The organism is Peribacillus sp. Bi96 (assembly GCF_918698115.1).
Classification (GTDB): domain Bacteria; phylum Bacillota; class Bacilli; order Bacillales; family DSM-1321; genus Peribacillus.
Genome location: NZ_CAKKLV010000024.1, coordinates 1 through 21,326, shown reverse-complemented (window position 1 = coordinate 21,326; position 21,326 = coordinate 1). Strand labels below are relative to the sequence as shown.

The following is a 21,326-nucleotide window of genomic DNA, read 5'->3' as shown; positions in this document are numbered from 1 at the left end:
GTATATTAAATTCTATTAAGTTGAGGTTAGATGTATATGAATACTTTTTTATTTTATAGTGTCCTAGTTCTTATTGGGATTCTATTAATTGCTAATTCAAGTGATCGTTTTATTAAGAATAGTATTTTTCAAAAAATTGCGTTTGGTGTTATTGTCGTATTAAGCAGTTGTATAATTTTATATGCGATTTTAGGAAAAGATGAAGATTCTATTTGGAATGCAATACATTACTTTTTTGCTATAGGAATGTCAGTAATGTGGCTACTTGTGAGAAAATTTGAAGATGAACCTGATAGTAAAAAGAAAACTGGGCTATATGTAGGTTTTGTAATATTTATGCTATTAACAGTAATTACGAGTTAAATATTGTCAACAGTATTTTAAGTGCAGTTTTATAACTGCTTATCTAAAATTAATCTTATAACAAAAATACCATTTGAACTATCCCCCGGATAAGGGACACATATAAAAAAGTGTCCCTTATCCGGGGTTTTTTATGTTTCGATAGGTGCAATGAGTATGGATGGAGCCACCTTCAGTTTTAACCATCATTTCATTATTCGTTAACGGAATCGTGGAAGCATTGAATTTCATGTAAACGAGCAGGTTGTGGTAATTAGGGAAATGTCCAAGAAATACTACCCTATTCAATTATTATGCAAAATTGCAGATGTATCAAGAAGTGGATACTACAAATGGTTAAAAAGTAAAATATCCCCTAATGAAAAGCAACTGTTGGAAAATCCCCTCCCAGTACGAACCAGATATGCTTTGCCTACGATAAAGCTTAAGGGGGGGCCGATAAATACAACGCCTAATGGGATTTCCAATTTTTTCATAAAGACTGAAACCATTCATTACTTTATCCGTATATTTCATTATGTACGGTGTTGGCTGTTCGCGGTTGCTCCGGTATTTAGAGGCGTTATTATTTATAGATTGGGAGATGAAGGATCATGAATGAAAAAGGATGCATGAAATGTGGAAGCAATGATGCTACTAAGAAGGATGTAGCCATGACAGGAACAGGATTGTCAAAAATGTTCGATGTCCAGAATAATCAATTTACGGTTGTGTATTGCAAGAATTGCGGTTATTCGGAGTTTTATAATAAGCAATCATCGGCAGGCAGTAATCTGCTGGATCTATTCTTTGGATGATCACTGCACGAAAAGAATCCCCTTTTTCATGAAAAGGGGATTCTTGTTTTTTCTTCATTATGTCAGCTCATTACCCGAGGAAATGGTCTTGAACGACTTTTGAAAATTCCTTTGCGACGGGTGAAAGGCCTTTAGACGACTTCATGACAACCTTGCCGCGCGACAGCAGGTGTACATTAATGATTCCAGATCAAATGTGGGCGAATATCATCACTCGTGACGGTATGCCCGAGAAATGATAATATGAATGTAAAAAATGGGAATTCTATGAGGGGAAATTAAATGAATAAAATAGCACTTCTTCAACTGTCTCTAGCCATGACAATCTTTGGTTCTGTCGGTTTCTTTTCAGAACTCTCAGGACTTCCTGCATTGGAATTGGTTTTTGTTCGCTGCATTTGTGCTGCGATATTCTTATGTGCAACATGGATGATTACAGGACATTTCAAGAACGAAATATGGAATTTCAGAGAGGTAATGCTCATCATTTTCTGCGCCGTGTCCAACTTGTTAAACTGGATATTCCTCTTTAAATCTTTCGAACTGATATCCGTGACAATAGCCATTTCACTCTATCATTTAGCCCCGATCATTGTACTCATCTTAGGGAGCTTCATCTTCAGGGAGAAAATGAGTTTATTCTCCATCCTGGCAATTTCACTTTGCTTTATTGGCACATTATTCATTATGGGAACAGATGGATTCCGATCATCAACTCCTGAATGGGAAGGTATCATTTATGGAATCATTGCTGCATTTTTCTACGCGGCAACCATGCTTTTAGGAAAGAGCATTACACAGACCAGTGTATTTGCCACCACTTTTCTGCAAATGTTCATTGGAATTCTATTACTGCTTCCTTTTGTCGATTTTTCAGTATACACAACCCTGCAATCTTTCGAATGGTATTATACGGTTCTTACTGGCATCATCCATACAGGCGTCGTGTATCTGCTGTTTTTTAATAGTATCCGTCACTTACCTACAAATGTAGTATCTTTCATGATTTTTGTTGATCCGGCAGTGGCCATCCTTTTAGATATTCTGCTTTCAGGATTTCAACCGGACAGGATTCAAATCTTGGGTATTTCATTGATATTTATTGGGGTGCTCTATTCACTTAAGACGACAGGACCGATTGAAAATGATGTCATACAAAAAAGGCCGCACACAATGTGAGGCCTTTTTTCTTTATATAATAATAGGTATCAATCTATTGATTAAAATGATAGACATCCCAAATGTCAGGGGTTTCTGATCCAATGTACCAAGCAGATACACCGCCTAGATGATTTTGTTTGACCAGGTCAATACGGAGCTTCATCGATTTTTTATCTTCTATCCATATTTGATGCTTTTCCCCTTTGGAAGTATACTCCACGTAATTTTGTTGAGCCTTTTTATCCCATACCTTTTTAAGTTTATGAGATGAAATGATTTTGTTGACCTCAGCCATGGTACGGTCATGACTTTTCACTTTTTTGGTCGATAAATCGGTTACCCATTCTCTCGTATAAAATGGTACAGCCAATATGATTTTATGGGCAGGTACTTCTTTCATTAAAAGCTGAGTTCCTTCTTTGATCCAAGGTAACGAGGAAACGGACCCGGCTACTGGGCTCCCTCCCCAATGCTCGTCATAACCCATTATGATTATATAATCCGCTATTTTGCCAAGTGCTTTCCTATCTAGACTTTTTGACCAAAAAGGGTCGTCATTTTCTCGGGTGACATCCACAGACACTATAATTCCATGCGGTTTTAGGGCCTTTTTTAATTCGCCTATGAAAAGTACAAAGTCCTTCTTATTTTTTGGATCGATGTTTTCAAAATCTACATTTATTCCATCACTTTTAGTTTTTACAAGCGAATCACGTAAAGCTGAAACTAATTTCTGGCGTTTTTTAGTATTGCCTAGTATAGAACCTGTTAAAACAGGGTCGAATTGATTACCGATAAGTTGCCAAACTTGTTTTCCTTGTTTATGAGCGGATTGAACGTAATTTGTATCTACAGAAGCGGAAACGAAATTACCGGAATCCTTCAGCGTATAGGAACGAGGAGATACTACATTTAAATTAGGTTGTTTAAGGTGTTGGGTGTAGTTTTCTTTCGATCCATTATGCTTCCAGCCCATGACGATAAGGCTTTGCTTCTTTTTTTGAAGTAGAGATTTCTTTATCCATCCCTTTTTACCACCAAGCAGTTGAACCTGGTAGTAATAATCGGGAATCTTCAATTTTTGACCAACCTTAAGGGTAACCGTTCGTAAGTTATTTAATTTCGTCAAATCACTTGTAGTTACCTCATATTTAGAAGAAATCTTCCATAATGTATCTCCTGATACAACCTTATGAATCTTATATTTTTGGGGAATCTTCAGGTTTTGGCCAACAGTAATTTCGGAAGAGGTTAATTTGTTTTCTTTCTGTAACTCACTTACTGAAACTCCATATTGATTTGCTACTTTCCATAATGTGTTTCCAGTCTTTACTTTATGTATAATAGGCATCGCAGAATCCCCAACGACAGAAGAAGTAATGGGAAACTCCTCGCCCTTTTTTAAGGTCTTTAGTATAGTGGAACCTAGTTTAGGAGAACTATAAACTTTTGTAGTGCCCGCTTTAACAGAACCTGTGTATTGGGTATTACTTGATGCTTTACCACTGGTTGGAAAGAGACAAATACAAAGAAGGCAGAACATAATAAGACATCCAAAGAATTTTTTCACTATTATTTTATTCTCCTTAAATATTGTCAATTTTAACTTTACTAGTTTACTATGGAGAATCGCTATAAAATAGAGGTACATTGTGGAAAGGCATTTCTAATCCTCGTGTGGGACGAATTATTCCGTATGAAGGACAATTGAATTGTAAGTAGAAGGGGAGGTTTTATATGTCATATTTTGCCTTACAGTTTTATGATTTTAACATATGGGCAAATAAACAGATTTTCAACCGCTTAAAAGAGCTTCCAAAGGAATAATACGGGTATCTCCTTATATTACCTGTGGATAATGATTTAACAACGGAGATATACGCTAAGACTAGAACTGCCATTGTCTCTATTGAAAAAGGCAACCTTATATGGATTCTACTTGCAGCACTTTACACTAGAGGGTATAAACCAAATCAATTCATTCTATTTTTGGAAAAGGAACCGAGTCGGCATTATCAAAGTTCCCGAAAGCCAAAAGGATAACTATAGACAAGAAGGCCGGAAAAGTTACTTTCACTAAATTGTTTGCAGGGTAAATTTTATGTGTGAAGTGAATAAAACATAATGCTTACGTTTTATATCAATTTCAATTTGTTTGTTTAGGTTTTATTTTCAAATAATTCTTCCTTTGGCATCATCACAATTCATCGAGATATCATATTAAAATCAATTCAGCTTACGGTATTTTTGGGCCTTCACGCCTTAGTCCGAACGTAGCAAAGGGCACAAAAATAAGGCCAAGTGTCGCAACAAAAAAACTCCTAAGTGGAATAGAGGGCATCCATAAGCACTTTACATCGATAGATGCCCCTATTTTGGTATGATAGCCAATTGAATATTTGCACTATTATTAGTTATTTCTATTGAAACATCATCAGTATTCATACCTAGGAAATCATTACCTTTTAAATTATCTATCAACTCGCTTATATCATATGATATTTCTAATGATTGAAAAACTATCTTTAAAAAAGCTGTAAATTCCTCTTCAATATCTGGGAAGTCATCTTTAGATTCATCAACGAATAAAAAAAGGTCGGCTAGATTCTTCTTTTCGTCTGTTGAATCATAAGTAAGTTGGATTGCATTATCTTTGGTATTAAAACCTGATTCTGTTTTGATTAGTACCATTTGATTATCATTGTTGACAATCGATTTTTCAAATTCTGCCACTGTTTTTGAAAAAGTTTTAATATTTTCCATAGCTGCTATTTCTTCAGAAGTGGCATCGTTAGTATCTAAATTAGGGTTTCCCTGAATTCCATAAGGAGAACATGCTGTTATTAATAATGCAGATAAGAGAATACAAACATACATTTTATTCAACTAGTTCGCCCCCATTCAATTCATATACTCGGTCACAAAGATAATTTATTTGTCTATCATCATGGCTTGTTAATAGAATAGTGACCCCATTCGTTTTGTAATCCAATAACAGCTCTTGAATCTCTATAATAGATTTCTTATCCAATCCGTTAAAAGGTTCATCTAAAACTAAAATATTTGGGTTCTCCATAATAGCCTGTGCTATTCTCAAACGTTGTTTCATGCCCAAGGAATACTCCTTCACTTTTTTGTCTTTTGCATCAGCTAGACCCACTTTATATAAGGATTGATGTATATCTTCATTTGTGATTTTTTTTTGTATATTCGCTAATATACTCAAATTTTCCATTCCAGTTAAGTAATTTATGAATGGAGGTTGTTCAATAATAATGCCAGCATTCTCAATATATGTCTTACTAAAAATGATTCGTTTACCATCAACCCATACCTCCCCATCATTAATTTCCGTAAATCCACAAAGTGATTTTAACAACATTGTTTTGCCGGATCCGTTTGGACCAATAAACCCTACACAAATTCCTGTCTTAATTGATAAGGAAACATTTTTTAAAATTGTGTTATGTCTTATGCTCTTATTAATATTTATTACTTTAATCATGTTATGGCTCCCTATACAATTTTATATTTCAAGTTCCGTAGTAATACGTGTGAAAGAATAATTAAAAAAATTCCCACAATCATCCCACCAAAAAAATAAGAATCTTTACTAATAAATACAAGACTAATATTCTTTAGTTGCAAATCCATGATAAATAATGCTGAAATTAATATGAAAACAATCAATAATGCAATAGTTTCTTGGAATCTCAAATATAAGTAAAACATAATGGATGAAAGTCCTAAGGAAATTAAAGTACTTGCAATGATAAAAAATAAAAATTGTCTTATGATTTGCTCAGGATAATCAAATTCTAGTACATCATTTAAAAAAATGAACATAAAAATTGAACCAACGTATATAAGTACAAATAGAGTTACATTAAGAATATATGGCCCCCTAATTATTCTTAAAGCATCTCGTTGCAGTTTGACCCGAGAAAATACTAATTGATGGTATGTTTTTTTAATCATGATGAAAGAAATAGAACCCCAAAAAATCGAAACTAAATAAAAAGTATATGGACTAATGAAATGAAGAACACTATTTCCTTCCATATGTTCATTCTGGTCAAAGTCTTTATTAACAAATATCCGATCCAGAATTGCTTCAGCTGATAACAATTTATTATAGTCACTCATATATATAATGATATTTTGATAGCCTTGTATATAATTAATAAAGGCTAATAAAACGGAAGATATCATGACTGTTAGTAATAATATTAGATTGTTTTTTATCGCCACTTTTTTTGACCTTTAACTTTCAGGATTTTTAACTGTCTTATTTACACCAACTACCAGTAATATAATCGAAATTATAAATAAAATAACTAATGGCAGAAATACTTCTAATGTTGAATATAAGGTATTAAATGCGGTAAAGCTGGAAAATATGTCAAACCAAACACTCTGAGTGTATACACCTAATTTTCCATATAGAAAATATATGATTAAAATCAAAAGAATTACCTTATACTCTCGATCTAGTAATAAAACTAATGCACCAGCTAACAAACTAAAAACAAAGGCTAAACTTAAATAGATGGTACATACCATAAAAACAAAGAAGAGATAAGGATGATTGCTATAAAAATTTTGAGGTAAAATCGAAGCAAATCCTCCTATATTATCAAGGCTACGGTAAACAAAGATTCCTCCTATCGAATAAAAAAATAAATAGGTTAGAACAACAGTTAAAGTTGACAGGAATACATATTGTATTACATCTCTATAAACATTCTTCCTAATTAATGGGTAACGATGTCTTCCTAGAACATATAGACTTCTCTTCTCTGTGAATAGCCCAAGGGTAGGTAATATAAATAGGACTGGAATAAAATTAATTAAGTAAAACATGGAAGAATCGACAAAAATTTCCCATGTTGAAATGGCAGCTAGAAAATTGTGTCTAATTTCTTCTTTAGACCCTACTAAATCAGGGGCATTATAATCCATAGTCATGATTTCAAAATAATAACTAGCAAACACCCATGAAAGGGTCAATCCTCCAAACAACAAAATGAATGTTAACGCCATATATCTAATTCTAATTTTAAATTTACTAAGTAACATTATTTCCTCCGATGTGTCTAATAGCTTTAATTAATTCTTGGATAAAAAGGAATATTGTCCAAGAATAAAATATTGAACAATACTCTATGTTTAATTAACGATTAACCACCACTAGCAGACCAAGAACCTTTAATAGTCACTTTCCCTCCACCAGTATTATTTGTTTTTCTTAACCCTAATTTGTATTTATAACCTACTTGGGCATTCACAGCGGTAAATGTGGCTCTCTTTCCTCTTTGAACAGTTGTTCCACCTCTATAGACATTATCAGAATTTTTCATGTTTGCCGTAATCCATGCAGTACCAGTGTCATTACTTAGATTGACTACCCCTTTATTGTTTGCTTGTCTCTCTGAATAAGGTGCATACTTTTCAGCTCCAGAATAAGTAACTTCATAACCAGTGAAGCTTATTATTTGCTGAGCTTCTGTTTCTGTTCCCGAATAACCCAGAATACCTAATGATATAACTACTGTTAACAAAACTTTTGATTTTTTCAATGTAAATCCCTCCCAATAATTATATATATTGGTTGCAACCAACGTAAGTATATTGAATATTCAGAAATATAGCAATAGAAAATAAGTAAAAAGTCTGAATTTCATCAGTTTTTATTAAAAATATGGATAGTGAACAGGGACTATATATCGACTTAACGTAAGATAATATACAAAAATAACTATTTTTAACGTAAAAGGGTATATGGATTTTTATTCCGTTTGAAATTTTTGTAGGGGTTTTGAAAAAGTTATCAAAAACGTGAAGGATAGTACTAAAATTTAGATCATTTATTTACGAATACCAGCGCTTTTTGAACGCGTTGTGATGAATAATCTGAACAACTGAAGAAACAAACAGAGTCAAAGGAATTAGAGGAAATGGAGGTTATGTTTTTTGAATTGTCTGGGCGGTACAAATCGCTGTTTAGCCAAAAAGAAAATATAGATAAGCCTCTTATAATTGAGAATCCAGCCGCATGTCGTGAATCATGGAACATATCACCGCGGCAATATCACGGCCATGTTGCGCCAAATGGGTTATGCCTCTACTTCGACGGATTATGGTCTTTATTTATTTTTAAAAGGAAAGTAACTAAAGGTTAATGTTGATATTTCACCTGGAAATAGGACTATAAAATTGGTAGTCCTATTTGTGTATGCAATTATTCATTGTTATCTTTTTAGTAAAAATCTTGGAGATGGAAGGACTTCTTGTTCAGCTTCAAAATAAGCGAGTTTATTTGGTATGCAGGATATGATTGATGGCATCCCCATTCCAACAGCTTTTTCTAAGGCGGTTATTAAGGGGAGCACCTTACCATCAATATCTTCATCCCAGGATATTACATAACAAGAATCTTCAGCACCATTCTGTTTTAGTAACTTAGCTATATCTACTGGATCTGAATTAGGTTTTGGAATCTCAATGATATATTCTTCACGAAGAGTTGTTCTGTAAGAATGACAAAGGCGACTTAAGGCATCCTTGCGTTTCTTGGCTGAAGACAATTCGAACAGAATTCTATCTTGGAGCCTTTTGGTGAAAAATGATTTTACAATTATTTTCTCCATTTCCTTATCCAAACTAATCCCCCTTTACAGTTTTTTAACTGGTAAATATTAATAGTCCAAGCCTATCATAAGTAGCTTTATTTTATAATTAACCTCTCTTTAAAATCCCTCGAGATTTACGACAGTTAATTATACGTTTTTCGTTTTTAAGCTTTCTTTGATAAGAAAAAATCCTTCCAAATGAAGATTAATTTGTTGGAACTATACCGTCCTATTCGTATGAACATCTAGCCAGTTTAGGCCTTTTATCATTTTTTGGTGGGGTTTTCCGTTGAAAATACTTGTACATGACATTTGTCATCTTCTAGTCATGACACCTGGTACTAATAATTTCAGGTTGCTTTCTGTATAATATGAAATAACGACAAATATAAGGAAGTGCAATTGACTTATGACCGTGCAAAATACGAAGAACTTGAGAAAACAAATTGCTCCTTTTGAACAATCAACGACAAAGGAAAGTATATGGCAGATCATCAATACCTTGGGGCCGTTCATTATTTTATGGTACCTAGCATATATAAGTCTTTCCGTTTCTTATTGGTTAACTTTAGTTCCAGCTGTGTTGGCTGCTGGTTTCTTGACAAGGATATTCATTATTTTCCATGATTGTACACATCATTCATTTTTCAAAAGCCGCCGTGCGAATAGAGTAGTCGGTACGATCATGGGTGTTTTGACTTTATTCCCGTTTGATCAATGGGGACATGAGCATTCTGTGCATCACGCTACAAGTGGTAATTTGGATAAGCGGGGTACAGGAGATATTTGGACCCAAACGGTGGATGAATATTTGGCTGCACCGCTTAAACTTCGTTTTGCCTACCGTTTTTATCGCAATCCATTGGTGATGTTTGGTTTGGGACCAATTTATGTTTTCCTTCTTAAAAATAGATTTAACCGAAAAGGTGCTAGAAAAAAGGAAAAAATGAATACGTATTTGACGAATGCATTAATCGTTGCTTTAGTGGCATTGCTTTGCTTGGCAGTAGGCTGGCAGTCGTTCCTTCTGGTACAAGGTTCCATTTTCATGATTTCTGGTTCAGTGGGCATTTGGCTGTTTTACGTCCAGCACACATTTGAGGACTCTTATTTCGAGGAAAATGAGGAGTGGGAATATGTGTTAGCAGCAGTGGAAGGAAGTTCTTTTTATAAGCTCCCAAAACTGATGCAGTTTCTTACTGGTAATATCGGTTACCATCATGTTCACCATTTAAGTCCAAGGGTACCTAACTATAAACTGGAAAATGCACATAATCATACAGAGCCTTTAAAGAACGTACCAACGATTACTCTTGCTACAAGCTTACAGTCGCTCCGTTTCCGTTTGTGGGATGAGAAAAACAAGAATTTTGTTGGTTTTAAAGACATAAAGTATTTAACGAAAAAAAGTGTTCCCGTTCAAGTGAAATCTGAACTATAATTCTGCCATTCGGACTCTCTTCATAATCCTAGGATTTGGGGGAGTCTTTGCTTCATATAAGCGACTCGATAAAGGAGAGAACTTAAAATGATTCGAATTGTCATTGCAGAGAATCAGGAAATGCTGTTAGAGGCAATTAGTTCTCTACTCAATCTTGAAGAAGATATAGAAATTGTCGGGAAAGCCAGTAATGGAGACGAAGCAATTGCTCTTATACATCGTTTACAGCCTGATGTTTGTATTATGGATATGGAGATGCCTGTAAGGAGCGGGCTTGAGGCTGCTGAAGCTTTGAAGTCATTTGATTATAAAGTAATCATTTTAACGACTTTTCGAAGGTCTGGTTATTTTCAGCGTGCTTTAAACGCTAATGTTAGGGGCTTTTTATTGAAGGATAGCCCAAGTGACGAGTTAGCCTGCTCGATTCGCGGCATAATGGATGGCAAGCGAATATACTCGCCCGAGCTTATTGATGATACTTCAAACAATAAACAACGGGAAATGGGAGTGTTAGGTCTGTTAGCCGATGGTCAAACCACAATTGAACCATCTGATCAGCCAAGTAAAACGATTGGGACCGTAAGAAAATATTTTTCCACCATCAAGGAAAAAATGAAGTTACCAGCAGGTTAGGGATGAACATTCTTTATAGAAGTTCATCTATATGATGTTGACACGCTTTTTTAAATTGTGTACTATAAATTCAATTATATATTGAAAATTCTGTGATAAAGAGAGTAGTTCATTTTGAAATGGAAAGCGAGTTAGGGATGGTGTGAGCCTAATGCAGGACAAATGAATGAAGCGCACTTTGGAGAAATTTCTTGAAACGTTAAGTAGGGAACATCGGGGAGGCACCTCGTTAACAATGGAAAGTGGTCACAATTTGTGGCAACTAGAGTGGTACCACGGGAATCTATGCTCTCGTCTCTTATTTAGAGACGGGAGCTTTTTTGTTTAGGAGGGAAATGACGATGAATAAACCAATTGCAGCATTAATATCAACTGCATTACACAATGAATTGCCAGCAAGTGAAATAGAAAAATTAATGGAAAAGCCAAAATTCACGGAATTAGGGGATGTAGCATTTCCATGCTTTACACTTGCAAAAAAACTAAGGAAATCGCCTCAAGTGATTGCGACTGAAATAGCCCATCAATTAAACAGTAATTTGATTCAAGAAGTGAACGTAGTGGGCGGTTATGTAAATATCTTCGTCAATCAACAGAGGGTGACGGAAAATGTGCTGCAAACCATATTAAGTGAAAAGGATCAGTATGGTTCAAAGCAGCCTCTACAAGAGAATGTCGTGATTGACTATTCATCCCCGAATATTGCCAAGCCGTTTTCCATGGGGCACTTACGCTCAACAGTCATAGGGAATGCACTGGCTAACATCGCTGAAAAAAATGGCTACAAGGCCGTGCGTATTAATCATTTAGGGGATTGGGGCACGCAATTTGGTAAATTGATTGTCGCTTATAAGCTTTGGGGAGACAAAGAGGCAATCGAAGCTTCCCCGATTCAAGAATTATTGAAAATTTATGTGAAGTTCCATGAAAGAGCAGAAACGGATGAATCGTTGAACGAGCAAGCAAGGGCTAGCTTTAAGTCGCTGGAAGATGGAGATGAAGAAGCACGCGCGTTATGGAAATGGTTCAGGGATGCGTCTCTAAAAGAATTTGAAACGATTTATGATGTATTAGGCATTCGTTTTGATTCCTATGCAGGTGAAGCGTATTACAATGACAAAATGGAAGCGGTTGTCGAGGAACTAAAAGAAAAGGGCTTACTTTCCTTATCTGAAGGAGCCTATGTTGTGGAAATGGAAGATATGCCTCCTTGTTTGATTACAAAAACGGACGGGGCGACACTGTATGCCACACGTGATTTAGCTGCAGCCATGTATCGTAAAAAACATTATGATGCGAAGAAGACATTTTATGTTGTAGGAAACGAACAATCACTGCACTTTAAACAGCTTTTTAATGTCATTGAGAAAATGCAGTATGATTGGTCAAAAGATTTACAACACGTAGCTTTTGGCATGATGTTAAAAGACGGTAAGAAAATGTCGACACGTAAAGGGAAAGTTGTGCTGCTTGCGGATGTATTGGCAGAGGCAATTGAAACAGCGAAGCGCAATATTGAAGAAAAAAATCACGCGCTTGAACAGAAAGAACTGGTTGCGAAGCAGGTCGGTGTCGGAGCGGTAATCTTCAATGATTTAAAAAATTATCGCATGAACGATATTGACTTTTCATTAGAGCAAATGATGAATTTTGAGGGGGAAACAGGTCCATATGTGCAGTACACCTTTGCACGAATTTCATCATTGCTTGAAAAAGGTGAATTTAAGGAACAGGCAATCCAATTTGATGCTTTAGGAGAGTATGCGTGGTCTGTCGTCCAACTGCTTGAGCAGTTCCCGATCATTGTTCAAAAATCATTTGAACAAGCAGATCCATCACAAATTGCGAAATTCAGCTTGCAGTTATCACGTGCATTCAATAAGTATTATGCACATACGAAAGTTTTAGTCGACGATGAGTGGAAACAAATGAAGCTTTCGTTCGCTTTTTGCGTAGCCATTGTATTAAAGGATGCGCTAAGGTTATTAGGAATTTCAGCGCCAAAGAAAATGTAAAGTTAACATGCCCGTGCATACCGAATAGGGGCGATAACGTTTATAAAACTGTATACAAAAATCACAATAAAGAATCCATTTTGATCTTCTTTTTTCAAAATGGATTCTTTTAATTCTATTGAAGCAATTTTTATTACAATGCAGCATTTTTAGATATTTTTAATCAATTCACTATTCGATGACATCAAACCATAAAGCGGATTTATCATCAATTTCACCGTTGTAATTGATCGTGATCTCCTCGCCGGCCTTTATATCTTCATGTGCATAAAAGTCTATTGTTACATCTTCTAAATTATTATCGAATGTCGCATTTGGAGTGTATGAATGATTGAATAGCGAGCCATTCCCTAAGGCAATGGCAGTATCCTCGTCCCCCCAATGAAAACAGTGATAAAAGAGTGATGTTTTCTTTAAATATTTCCATTCGCTTTTCGGTGAAAAGATTACAGGTGATGCCTCAATGAGCTCATCCTTTTTAATATCCCTTGTCGCATATATTCCCCTGCCATATTTCCCCGTATTTTTAATGCAGATTGGTGACACGGCCTCAATTGCTTTTTTCCAGTCTTGCTTGGCTTTCAGTTTTGTTTCATCTAGGTCACCAAGGTGCTTATTTAAGTAATCACTTCGTTTGCGAATGAATTCGAAGATGAATTCCGGCTCTTTGTCGAATAGATCAACCTTATTCTTTTTATATGGATCAAGAAGGATGTGTGGGCGTATGCCCTGGTGCAGTGATAATACTTTATTTTCCATATAATCCACGGTAAATGTGGTTTCCATTGTTTCAACCAAGAGGTCTTTGTAGAACTTACGGTATTCCGGAACCTTCAAAAGCAGATTATTAAGGTGATTTGTCTGTTTTCCTCCGATAGGGACATATGTGTGCTCCATGATCCCGCCACTGACTTTGCGTCCCCAAGTGGCATCGTAATCCCAAGGAATGACTTCAAACAACTTCGTTTCACTATTGCGATATAGTGCATAATTATGGGTAAAACCATCGTTATTCATGGTGCAGACGGCTCCCACCAGCCAGTGTAAGTATTTATGGATATCAAGATGCTGCGAGATTATTTCCGGAAATTTTGCAAGAGGGGTGGTATTGATTTTTTTGATCAATTCAATAAGGAATTCATCGTCGTCAGGTTTACCAAACGCCTGTTTATACCCTGACACAAGGGAGTCTTTAGGTTTCCCATCCCTTTCCAATGAAAAGTTGGCATGATTGTTGACTGCATAATAAATGGGGCCTGCAGGAAGCCCTCTTTTTTCTAAAAAAAACTCATCGACAGAATCCAATTGTAAATAAACGCCTTTACAAGAGCCATTTCGGTATAAATTGATATGTTGGCTATTAGGGGAAAGAACTCCAAGGTCCTGGAAGAAATCGAGTGAGAGTTTATTGCGGATGAGGGAAGGATCTCTGTATTCGGCATTGAGATGGATTTTATGGGCGTCAAAGAATCTTTCTGGCTCGATGAAATCAATCCAATAGGATCTTTTCCGGAATTTACGGGTATAAGAGCCCCGATAGGCAATATCGATATCAAAAATGTCGTTTTCCACTTTCAAATAGGCGGGAATGGGGTCATTACTCCATACGTCCGCACGTAAATCTTCTAGATCATCTTCTTCTATCGTTAAGAAATAAGATGGAATATGATAAGACATACACTCACCTTCCTTCCTTTCTTCTATAAGCTGTTTTATGGCAATCCAAAACGATTTTGAGCAGGGAATTGTTCGTTTGAAATTACATCAGTAATGAATAAAAAATTCAACTTGATCAATCGGAGAATGATCAAGTTGAACCATGTTAAGGTTTAACTATTTATCTTCTTCTTTTTTTCCCACTTCCAGTGGATGTACTTGAAGTAGAAGTAGTAGTAGAAGTTGAAGTTGAAGTGCTACCAGTGGATTTATGTCCAGTGGATTTACTGCCACTATGGCTGCGGCTACTACTGTGGCTGCCACTATGGCTTCCACTGCTGCTGCTGCCAGATGAGCCGCCTTTTCCTTTTTTCCCTTTCGGCATACGGACCCCTCCTTTAATAAGGTTAATTTCATGATATGCAGTATCGTACTTACTTGAGCGTCTGTTAACGACAAACGGGCTAATAAAAATAGCGGAGAGGGGTTTCGGAGGGGGCCTGATGACAAGAGGTTTATAGAATGGAGGAACGGAACGGAAGGAAAGCACTTTTTCCTGCTTTTAAATCAAAAGGCAGGAATATGAATAAAATCGATTGACATTCATTGGTAATGTGTTAATATTTATAAAAATGGAACCGGTTCCAAAATTCGCGAATGGATGAATGAAATGGTAAAACGAGAAAATTCAAAAGTTACAATTTACGATGTCGCTAGAGAAGCGGGGGTTTCCAAGACTTCTGTTTCCCGCTATTTAGGGGGGAGATATAATGAACTCTCTGACAAAACACGTAAGAAAATCGAGTTGGCAATCAACCAAATGGAGTACCGTCCAAACACCATGGCCAGAGGGCTCAAAAGCAATAAGAGTTATTTGATTGGAATCATCGTGGCGGACATCAACAATCCATATACGACGGCCATCCTTCGGGGGGCTGAAGATATATGCAGCCAAAATGGTTATAATCTGATGATTTGCAACTCGGATAATAACCCGGAGAAGGAAAGAGGATATTTCGATATGCTTCTATCCCATCGAATCGACGGGCTTATCATTCATACGACTGGTGGAAATCACGACATGTTAAAACAGATGCAAGACCAAAAGACACCGATCATCCTGCTTGATCGGAAAGTGCCAGATCTTGAAATTGATACGGTAGGATTGGATAATATCCAGGCGACTACACAAGCGGTCAATTATCTGGTTGGCCAAAATTATGAGAAAATTGCGTTTTTCAGCGAACCAGCAAGCAAGGTTAGCACGAGGTATGAACGGCGGCGATCCTTTCAGCAAACATTGATGAGCCACAGTCATCCGAGTTCAAAAGATGTGTATGAGGTAAATGTCGACGATTTACATGATGTCGAGTCAAAGCTCCAGCATTTTTTAGATGATTCTGAAGGTGTATCACGTGTGATATTGACTGCAAATAGCGTGGTGCTATTAAAGTTAATTTTACTTTTACAAGAAAAGAAATTGTCGGTTCCGGAAGATTTAGCGATGATGGGCTTTGATAATCCAGATTGGAGTGCCATTGTTTATTCGGGCATTACAACGATTGAACAGCCTACATACCAAATCGGGGTCGCCGCCATGGAAATGATCTTGCGCCGTATTAATGGACAAGTTTCCCCAGCCCAGACAATGGCGTATCAAGCGAAATTGAATGTAAGACAAACGACGCCTTATATACAGAAATAAGTCTTCTTAGCATGGAAGACTTTATTAATCACAAAAATGGTACCGGTACCATTTTTGTGAGAACACATTCATTAGGAGGAATAATATGAAAGTCTTTGTATGCATGAATTCAATACCGATGGAAAGGGTTCAAACGCTCGGACATCTTGAAATCATAAAAGCAATTGCAAACGCTGGAGCAGATGGAATCGAAATCAGAAAAGAGCTATTGACCCCGGATGATTCGTTAAAAGAATTGGGTACCCTCTGCAGGGAGCTTAACTTAGACATTTATTATTCCGCTCCTGAATTCCTGATCGGATCTAACCTTCAAATGAATGAACTAGGCTTTAAGCAATTGGTTAGGGAAGCTGATGAACTCGGGGCAAAATTGTTAAAGCTGCCTCTAGGACACTACGACTTCACGGAAACGGATATGACTCAAGTAAATGAGATCTTGGAGGAAAATCTGCAAAATGGTGAATTAAAGATCACGATCGAGAATGATCAAACGCTTGCCGGTGGAAACGTAAATACAATCGCTCATTTCCTGAGCCGTACCGAAAAGTTGGATATTCCGATAGAATTGACGTTTGATACGGGCAACTGGCTGTATACAGAAGAGGTACCGATGAAGGCAGCACAAGAGTTAGCGAGTTATGTAACCTATATTCATTTGAAGCAAGTAAAGAGGGTGAAAGGGGAATGGGTGACAAAGCCGGTATCTATGCCGCTTCTGCCTGAGGAATTGGAGTTATTGGAAAGGTTTAGTGATAATTGTCCAGTAGCGATTGAATTCCCAGTAACCTTGGAAAATATAGAAACCTATATTTCACTTTTGAAAATGGAGCAGGAGGTTAGCCATGAACGAGCTTAATGTATTGACGATGGGAGAGGCAATGGCGATGTTCATAGCGGATGAGCCAGGGAGCCTTGAAGACTGCTTACGTTATGAACGTTATGTGGCAGGGGCAGAAACCAATGTAGCCATTGGTCTGTCAAGGTTAGGAATCAGAACGGCATGGATGAGCAAGGTGGGAGATGATTCATTCGGGCGCATGATTTTGAAAACGCTAACAAACGAAGGCTTGGATGTATCCCATGTTTTAGTGGATGCGCTCAATCCAACAGGATTCCAGCTGAAATCGAAGGTCGACAAAGGGGATCCAGTTGTTGAATACTTCAGGAAGAATTCAAGCGCCAGTAAGATTTCCCTGGAGGATTTTCCGCTGGAGAGGCTCCCTATAACTCAGCACCTTCATTTAACGGGGATTCCACCAGCCATTTCCAGCAGTTTCAGAGAGTTGTCGTGGCAAGTCTTGAATCATATGAAACAAACAGGTGTAACCATATCATTCGATCCAAATCTGCGCCCCTCCCTTTGGTCGAATGAAAGGGAGATGATCAGCGTCATCAATCGGTTTGCAGAGGAGGCTGATTGGATGCTTCCAGGAATGCAGGAGGGTGAAATTCTTACGGGGTACAGGAACAAAGAGGATATTGCCAGCTACTATCTCGAACGGGGGGTTAAGCTTGTGGTGATTAAACTCGGGGAAGAAGGTGCATACTTTGCGACAGAAAATGAAAGGAAAGAAGTTCCGGGTTTTGCTGTCACGAAAGTAGTTGATACGGTAGGAGCAGGAGATGGGTTTGCTGTCGGAGTAATCAGTGCATTATTGGAAGGGTCTTCATATGAAGATGCTGTTGTACGGGGAAATGCGATAGGAGCAAAAGCCGTGATGTCTTCTGGAGATCATGAGGGACTTCCTAATAGGGAAGAGCTAGAACACTTTATGAAAAAAGGAGTGCTTCAATCATGAAAACCTCTCAATTACAGGTTGCCTCAAGAAAAAGGTGGATGAGATTAATCCCCTTAGTTTTCATCACATACAGTCTTGCCTATCTCGACCGTGCCAACTATGGGTTTGGCGTAGCGGGAGGGATGGGGGAAGACCTTAATATCACAGCAGGTGTTTCTTCCTTTCTGGCTGCCCTGTTTTTCCTTGGTTATTTCTTTTTCCAAGTTCCTGGAGCACATTATGCAGAAAAGAAAAGTGCAAAGATTCTTATCTTCTGGAGCCTGATTCTCTGGGGGGGGCTTGCTACATTGACAGGTATGGCAACAAGTGTGGCATGGCTCTATCCAATTCGCTTCTTGCTTGGCGTTGTTGAAAGCGCTGTTATGCCTGCGATGCTCGTTTTCCTTAGCCATTGGTTCCTAAAAGAAGAACGTTCCCGGGCCAACACTTTTTTGATTCTGGGGAATCCTGTTACTGTACTATGGATGTCGATCCTTTCCGGTTACTTATTGAAGGCATTCGATTGGAGATGGCTGTTCATCATTGAAGGGCTCCCAGCTGTCCTGTGGGCGTTCATTTGGTATAAGGTCGTGAATGATCGTCCCAAAGATGCCAAGTGGCTCACCGATCAAGAAAAGAAAGATATGGAAGCTGTCCTACAAGAGGAACAGAGAGCATTAAAACCTGTGAAAAATTACAGAGAAGCTTTTAAGTCAAAGCAAGTCATTTTGCTTAGCATCCAATACTTCATGTGGAGCATTGGGGTATATGGATTTGTCATGTGGCTGCCGTCGATCATTAAGCAGGCGTCAAATATGGATATTGTTGCAACGGGCTGGCTTTCTTCCGGACCTTACTTGTTAGCGGTCATTTCGATGCTGGCGTTATCCTATTTTTCGGATAAAACATTAAATCGGAAAACATTCGTTTGGACATCGCTGCTTGTTGGGGCAATCGCATTCTTCGGCTCCTTCTTGATCGGTACATCGAATTTCTGGCTTTCATATGCGCTGTTGGTCATTGCTGGCGGTGCGATGTATGCCCCTTATGGACCTTTCTTTGCCATCATTCCAGAAATCCTTCCACGGAATGTGGCTGGCGGAGCAATGGCCCTGATTAATAGCATGGGGGCACTTGGTTCATTTGTAGGTGCCTATTTCGTCGGATATTTAAATGGATTGACTGGAGGGCCTGGCGCATCCTATGTTTTCATGGCGGGATCTTTATTGATTTCAGCGGTACTCACATTGATGGTTAAAAAGCCAGCGGTTACATCAGTCATGCAAGTGGAGGTGGTTTCGTCATGATAATCCAGCTGGCATTGGACCGAATGAAGATGGAAGAAGCCATTGAAATGGCCCGAACAGTGGAATCCTCGGTTGATTGGATTGAAGTGGGCACTTCCCTAATAAAAGAGTTCGGCATGAATAGCATTAAAGAAATGAGAAATCACTTTCCTAATAAAAAAATCGTTGCAGACATGAAGACGATGGACAATGCGGCTTACGAAATGGACCTTTGCTTTCAAGGCGGAGCAAATGTAGCCACGGTGATGGGGGCTGCAACTGATGTAACCATCCAAAAATGCCTGGAAAAAGCACGTGAATACAAAGGGAGAATCATGATTGACTTATTGAATGTTTCCGATTCCCGGCTTGAACAATTACGGTTTTACAATCAGGCGATATTCTGTGAGCATGTAAGCAAGGATAGCCAGGAGAACAAAGATCAAGTCATGATCAATATGAGAAATCATACTGGATTCATGCGAGCGGCAGCAGGGGGGATCACTCTTTCATCGTTGCCTGAAATGATCAGGAAGGGCACGGATGTCATTATAATTGGTTCGGCAATCACAAAAGCAAAAGATCCAGCAGAAGCTGCCCGTCTTTTTAAGGAAACGATGAATAGGGAGAAAGGTGTGAATGAAGTTTGAAAAAAGAAATCGCGGTTATTTTAGAGGAAGTGAACGGTGTATTTCACAAAATGGATGAAGGGGCAACGGACTTGCTCCTAAAGCATTTACAGTCTGAGACGAGGGTTTTCATTGTAGGTGAGGGAAGGTCGGGCTTCATGGCTAAAGCCTTTGCGATGCGATTGATGCATCTTGGTTTGAATGTTTATGTAGTCGGGGAAACGATTACTCCTTCAATAGCGAAAGGCGATTTAATCATAGCCATTAGCGGGAGCGGCTCGACGAAGAGTGTGATTTCGGTTGCGGAAAAAGGCAGGGAAATTGGATGCAGGGTGTTTTCCATCACTACGAATGATCAATCCGATTTAGCGCATGCTTCTCATGAGATCCTGTTGATTCCGGCAGCAACGAAAAATCGCTTGGGCCATGAAACGAAAAGCATCCAGCCGTTAAGCTCATTGTTTGATCAGTGCGTACATGTTTTGTGTGATTCAGTATGCTTGGATTATTCATTAACCCAGTCCATAAGCCATGAGCTGACTTATTCCAAGCATAGTAATGTAGAGTGAAATATAGGCGGGTTCTCTTCATTGAGTGCCCGCCTTTTTGCGCTTCATTAATTCAATAAAAAAGAGCCCTTTATCCCGGTGAAATCGGGGATAAAGGGCATTTACCGCGGACATGTCAATGCATGCATGTCACATACTACAATAAATTAATAAGCCAAGCTGAATAGGGCTTTGATGTGTGATAAATAGCGAACATTACTTGCTTCTTTCATCAATGTAGCAGGAAGACCTTTTAGGGAAGTGTTATTAGCCCCAACGGTTGCCACTGCATCCTTACGGCCAAGGCTTGCAAGTGTACCTGAGTTTACAGGTGAAAATTCTTCAAGTTTTTTGCCTTCAAAGGCTGCATATAGGTTGTATCCAACAAGCTCACCCATTTGCCATGCGTTTTGGGCAGTTGGTGCGTATGGACGGCCGCCTTCTGGAGGGAAAGCAAGGGCACTATCACCGACAACGAATACGTCATTATGAGATTTGGATTGCAGGTGCTCATTAACGGCTGCTTTGCCGCGATCGACTTCAAGGCCGGATTCGCCAACGATAGGAAGGGCTGCAACTCCGCCTGTCCAAACAAGCGTATTGGCTGTGATCGTTTGTCCATCTTTCAATTCGATTTGATTACCTTTAACACCTGTTACAGGAAGGCCTGTCAAGAATTCAA

22 protein-coding genes, 3 pseudogenes and 1 other annotated feature are annotated in these 21,326 nt (G+C 38.1%); of the genes and pseudogenes, 14 read left to right on the top strand and 11 right to left on the bottom strand.

Annotated features, from left to right (window positions below; genetic code table 11):
* The first annotated feature begins 36 nt into the window (after positions 1-36).
* From LQ203_RS22275 to LQ203_RS22265, 3 genes are all read left to right on the top strand, one after another.
* Positions 37-363 carry a hypothetical protein gene (locus LQ203_RS22275; protein ID WP_230161476.1) on the top strand — a complete coding sequence of 109 codons (327 nt, stop codon included), beginning with the start codon at positions 37-39 and terminating at the stop codon, positions 361-363.
* 593 nt (positions 364-956) lie between these two features.
* Positions 957-1,160 (top strand): zinc ribbon domain-containing protein, encoded by a 204-nt coding sequence (locus LQ203_RS22270; RefSeq protein ID WP_230161474.1) that lies wholly within the window; start codon positions 957-959, stop codon positions 1,158-1,160.
* 282 nt (positions 1,161-1,442) lie between these two features.
* Positions 1,443-2,339 carry a DMT family transporter gene (locus tag LQ203_RS22265; protein ID WP_230161472.1) on the top strand — a complete coding sequence of 299 codons (897 nt, stop codon included), beginning with the start codon at positions 1,443-1,445 and terminating at the stop codon, positions 2,337-2,339.
* 34 nt (positions 2,340-2,373) lie between these two features.
* Here the strand turns inward: LQ203_RS22265 and LQ203_RS22260 are convergent, their stop codons facing one another.
* Positions 2,374-3,672, bottom strand: coding sequence for a LysM peptidoglycan-binding domain-containing protein (locus tag LQ203_RS22260; RefSeq protein WP_230161470.1), 1,299 nt, complete (start codon positions 3,670-3,672; stop codon positions 2,374-2,376).
* 386 nt (positions 3,673-4,058) lie between these two features.
* Here LQ203_RS22260 and LQ203_RS22255 point away from each other — a divergent pair.
* Positions 4,059-4,145, top strand: a pseudogene (locus tag LQ203_RS22255) (damage-inducible protein DinB); the annotation flags it as partial.
* Between the two features lie 546 nt (positions 4,146-4,691).
* On the opposite strand, the gene LQ203_RS22250 reads toward LQ203_RS22255, so the two are convergent.
* The 5 genes from LQ203_RS22250 to LQ203_RS22230 form a co-directional block, all read right to left on the bottom strand.
* Positions 4,692-5,207, bottom strand: a complete 516-nt coding sequence (locus LQ203_RS22250) for a hypothetical protein (protein WP_230161469.1) — start codon at positions 5,205-5,207, stop codon at positions 4,692-4,694.
* Positions 5,200-5,826, bottom strand: coding sequence for an ATP-binding cassette domain-containing protein (locus LQ203_RS22245; RefSeq protein WP_230161466.1), 627 nt, complete (start codon positions 5,824-5,826; stop codon positions 5,200-5,202). Before LQ203_RS22245 ends, LQ203_RS22250 begins: the two co-directional genes overlap by 8 nt.
* Before the next feature lie 11 nt (positions 5,827-5,837).
* Positions 5,838-6,572, bottom strand: coding sequence for a hypothetical protein (locus LQ203_RS22240; RefSeq protein WP_230161464.1), 735 nt, complete (start codon positions 6,570-6,572; stop codon positions 5,838-5,840).
* 12 nt (positions 6,573-6,584) lie between these two features.
* Positions 6,585-7,400, bottom strand: a complete 816-nt coding sequence (locus tag LQ203_RS22235; protein ID WP_230161462.1) for a hypothetical protein — start codon at positions 7,398-7,400, stop codon at positions 6,585-6,587.
* Between the two features lie 101 nt (positions 7,401-7,501).
* Positions 7,502-7,900 (bottom strand): hypothetical protein, encoded by a 399-nt coding sequence (locus tag LQ203_RS22230; protein ID WP_230161461.1) that lies wholly within the window; start codon positions 7,898-7,900, stop codon positions 7,502-7,504.
* 333 nt (positions 7,901-8,233) lie between these two features.
* On the opposite strand from LQ203_RS22230, the pseudogene LQ203_RS22225 reads away from it, so the two are divergent.
* A pseudogene (locus LQ203_RS22225) lies at positions 8,234-8,492 on the top strand (DinB family protein); the annotation flags it as partial.
* An 80-nt stretch (positions 8,493-8,572) separates the two neighbouring features.
* On the opposite strand, the gene LQ203_RS22220 reads toward LQ203_RS22225, so the two are convergent.
* Positions 8,573-8,983 carry a hypothetical protein gene (locus LQ203_RS22220; RefSeq protein WP_230161459.1) on the bottom strand — a complete coding sequence of 137 codons (411 nt, stop codon included), beginning with the start codon at positions 8,981-8,983 and terminating at the stop codon, positions 8,573-8,575.
* 379 nt (positions 8,984-9,362) lie between these two features.
* Here LQ203_RS22220 and LQ203_RS22215 point away from each other — a divergent pair, with 379 nt between their 5' ends.
* The 3 genes from LQ203_RS22215 (at position 9,363) to argS (ending at position 13,042) form a co-directional block, all read left to right on the top strand.
* The gene (locus LQ203_RS22215) at positions 9,363-10,394 is read left to right on the top strand and encodes a fatty acid desaturase (protein ID WP_230161457.1); all 1,032 of its coding nucleotides are present in this window, start codon (positions 9,363-9,365) and stop codon (positions 10,392-10,394) included.
* A gap of 87 nt (positions 10,395-10,481) precedes the next feature.
* Positions 10,482-11,027: a response regulator transcription factor gene (locus tag LQ203_RS22210; RefSeq protein WP_230161455.1), complete on the top strand. Its 546-nt coding sequence runs from the start codon at positions 10,482-10,484 to the stop codon at positions 11,025-11,027.
* A gap of 83 nt (positions 11,028-11,110) precedes the next feature.
* Positions 11,111-11,329, top strand: a binding site (T-box leader).
* A gap of 39 nt (positions 11,330-11,368) precedes the next feature.
* Entirely contained in the window at positions 11,369-13,042 is a 1,674-nt protein-coding gene (argS, locus tag LQ203_RS22205; protein WP_290370632.1) for an arginine--tRNA ligase, read from the top strand.
* A 171-nt stretch (positions 13,043-13,213) separates the two neighbouring features.
* Here the strand turns inward: argS and LQ203_RS22200 are convergent, their stop codons facing one another.
* The 3 genes and pseudogenes from LQ203_RS22200 to LQ203_RS22190 form a co-directional block, all read right to left on the bottom strand.
* Entirely contained in the window at positions 13,214-13,588 is a 375-nt protein-coding gene (locus tag LQ203_RS22200; protein WP_230161559.1) for an SET domain-containing protein, read from the bottom strand.
* A 51-nt stretch (positions 13,589-13,639) separates the two neighbouring features.
* A pseudogene (locus LQ203_RS22195) lies at positions 13,640-14,719 on the bottom strand (CotH kinase family protein); the annotation flags it as partial.
* 156 nt (positions 14,720-14,875) lie between these two features.
* Positions 14,876-15,115 carry a hypothetical protein gene (locus LQ203_RS22190; RefSeq protein ID WP_230161451.1) on the bottom strand — a complete coding sequence of 80 codons (240 nt, stop codon included), beginning with the start codon at positions 15,113-15,115 and terminating at the stop codon, positions 14,876-14,878.
* Between the two features lie 253 nt (positions 15,116-15,368).
* On the opposite strand from LQ203_RS22190, the gene LQ203_RS22185 reads away from it, so the two are divergent.
* The 6 genes from LQ203_RS22185 (at position 15,369) to hxlB (ending at position 20,665) form a co-directional block, all read left to right on the top strand.
* Positions 15,369-16,403: a LacI family DNA-binding transcriptional regulator gene (locus tag LQ203_RS22185; protein WP_230161449.1), complete on the top strand. Its 1,035-nt coding sequence runs from the start codon at positions 15,369-15,371 to the stop codon at positions 16,401-16,403.
* Between the two features lie 85 nt (positions 16,404-16,488).
* Positions 16,489-17,259: a sugar phosphate isomerase/epimerase gene (locus LQ203_RS22180; RefSeq protein WP_230161447.1), complete on the top strand. Its 771-nt coding sequence runs from the start codon at positions 16,489-16,491 to the stop codon at positions 17,257-17,259.
* A complete protein-coding gene (locus tag LQ203_RS22175; RefSeq protein WP_230161445.1) occupies positions 17,246-18,202 on the top strand; it encodes a sugar kinase in 957 nt (318 codons plus the stop codon). The genes LQ203_RS22180 and LQ203_RS22175 overlap by 14 nt, the downstream gene beginning before the upstream one ends.
* Positions 18,199-19,488 carry an MFS transporter gene (locus LQ203_RS22170; RefSeq protein WP_230161443.1) on the top strand — a complete coding sequence of 430 codons (1,290 nt, stop codon included), beginning with the start codon at positions 18,199-18,201 and terminating at the stop codon, positions 19,486-19,488. The genes LQ203_RS22175 and LQ203_RS22170 overlap by 4 nt, the downstream gene beginning before the upstream one ends.
* A complete protein-coding gene (gene hxlA, locus LQ203_RS22165) occupies positions 19,485-20,117 on the top strand; it encodes a 3-hexulose-6-phosphate synthase (protein WP_230161440.1) in 633 nt (210 codons plus the stop codon). Before LQ203_RS22170 ends, hxlA begins: the two co-directional genes overlap by 4 nt.
* Entirely contained in the window at positions 20,114-20,665 is a 552-nt protein-coding gene (hxlB, locus tag LQ203_RS22160) for a 6-phospho-3-hexuloisomerase (protein WP_230161438.1), read from the top strand. Before hxlA ends, hxlB begins: the two co-directional genes overlap by 4 nt.
* A 146-nt stretch (positions 20,666-20,811) precedes the next feature.
* Here the strand turns inward: hxlB and LQ203_RS22155 are convergent.
* Positions 20,812-21,326 (bottom strand): FAD-dependent oxidoreductase (locus tag LQ203_RS22155; protein ID WP_230161437.1); only part of this gene is annotated, 515 nt, incomplete at its 5' end.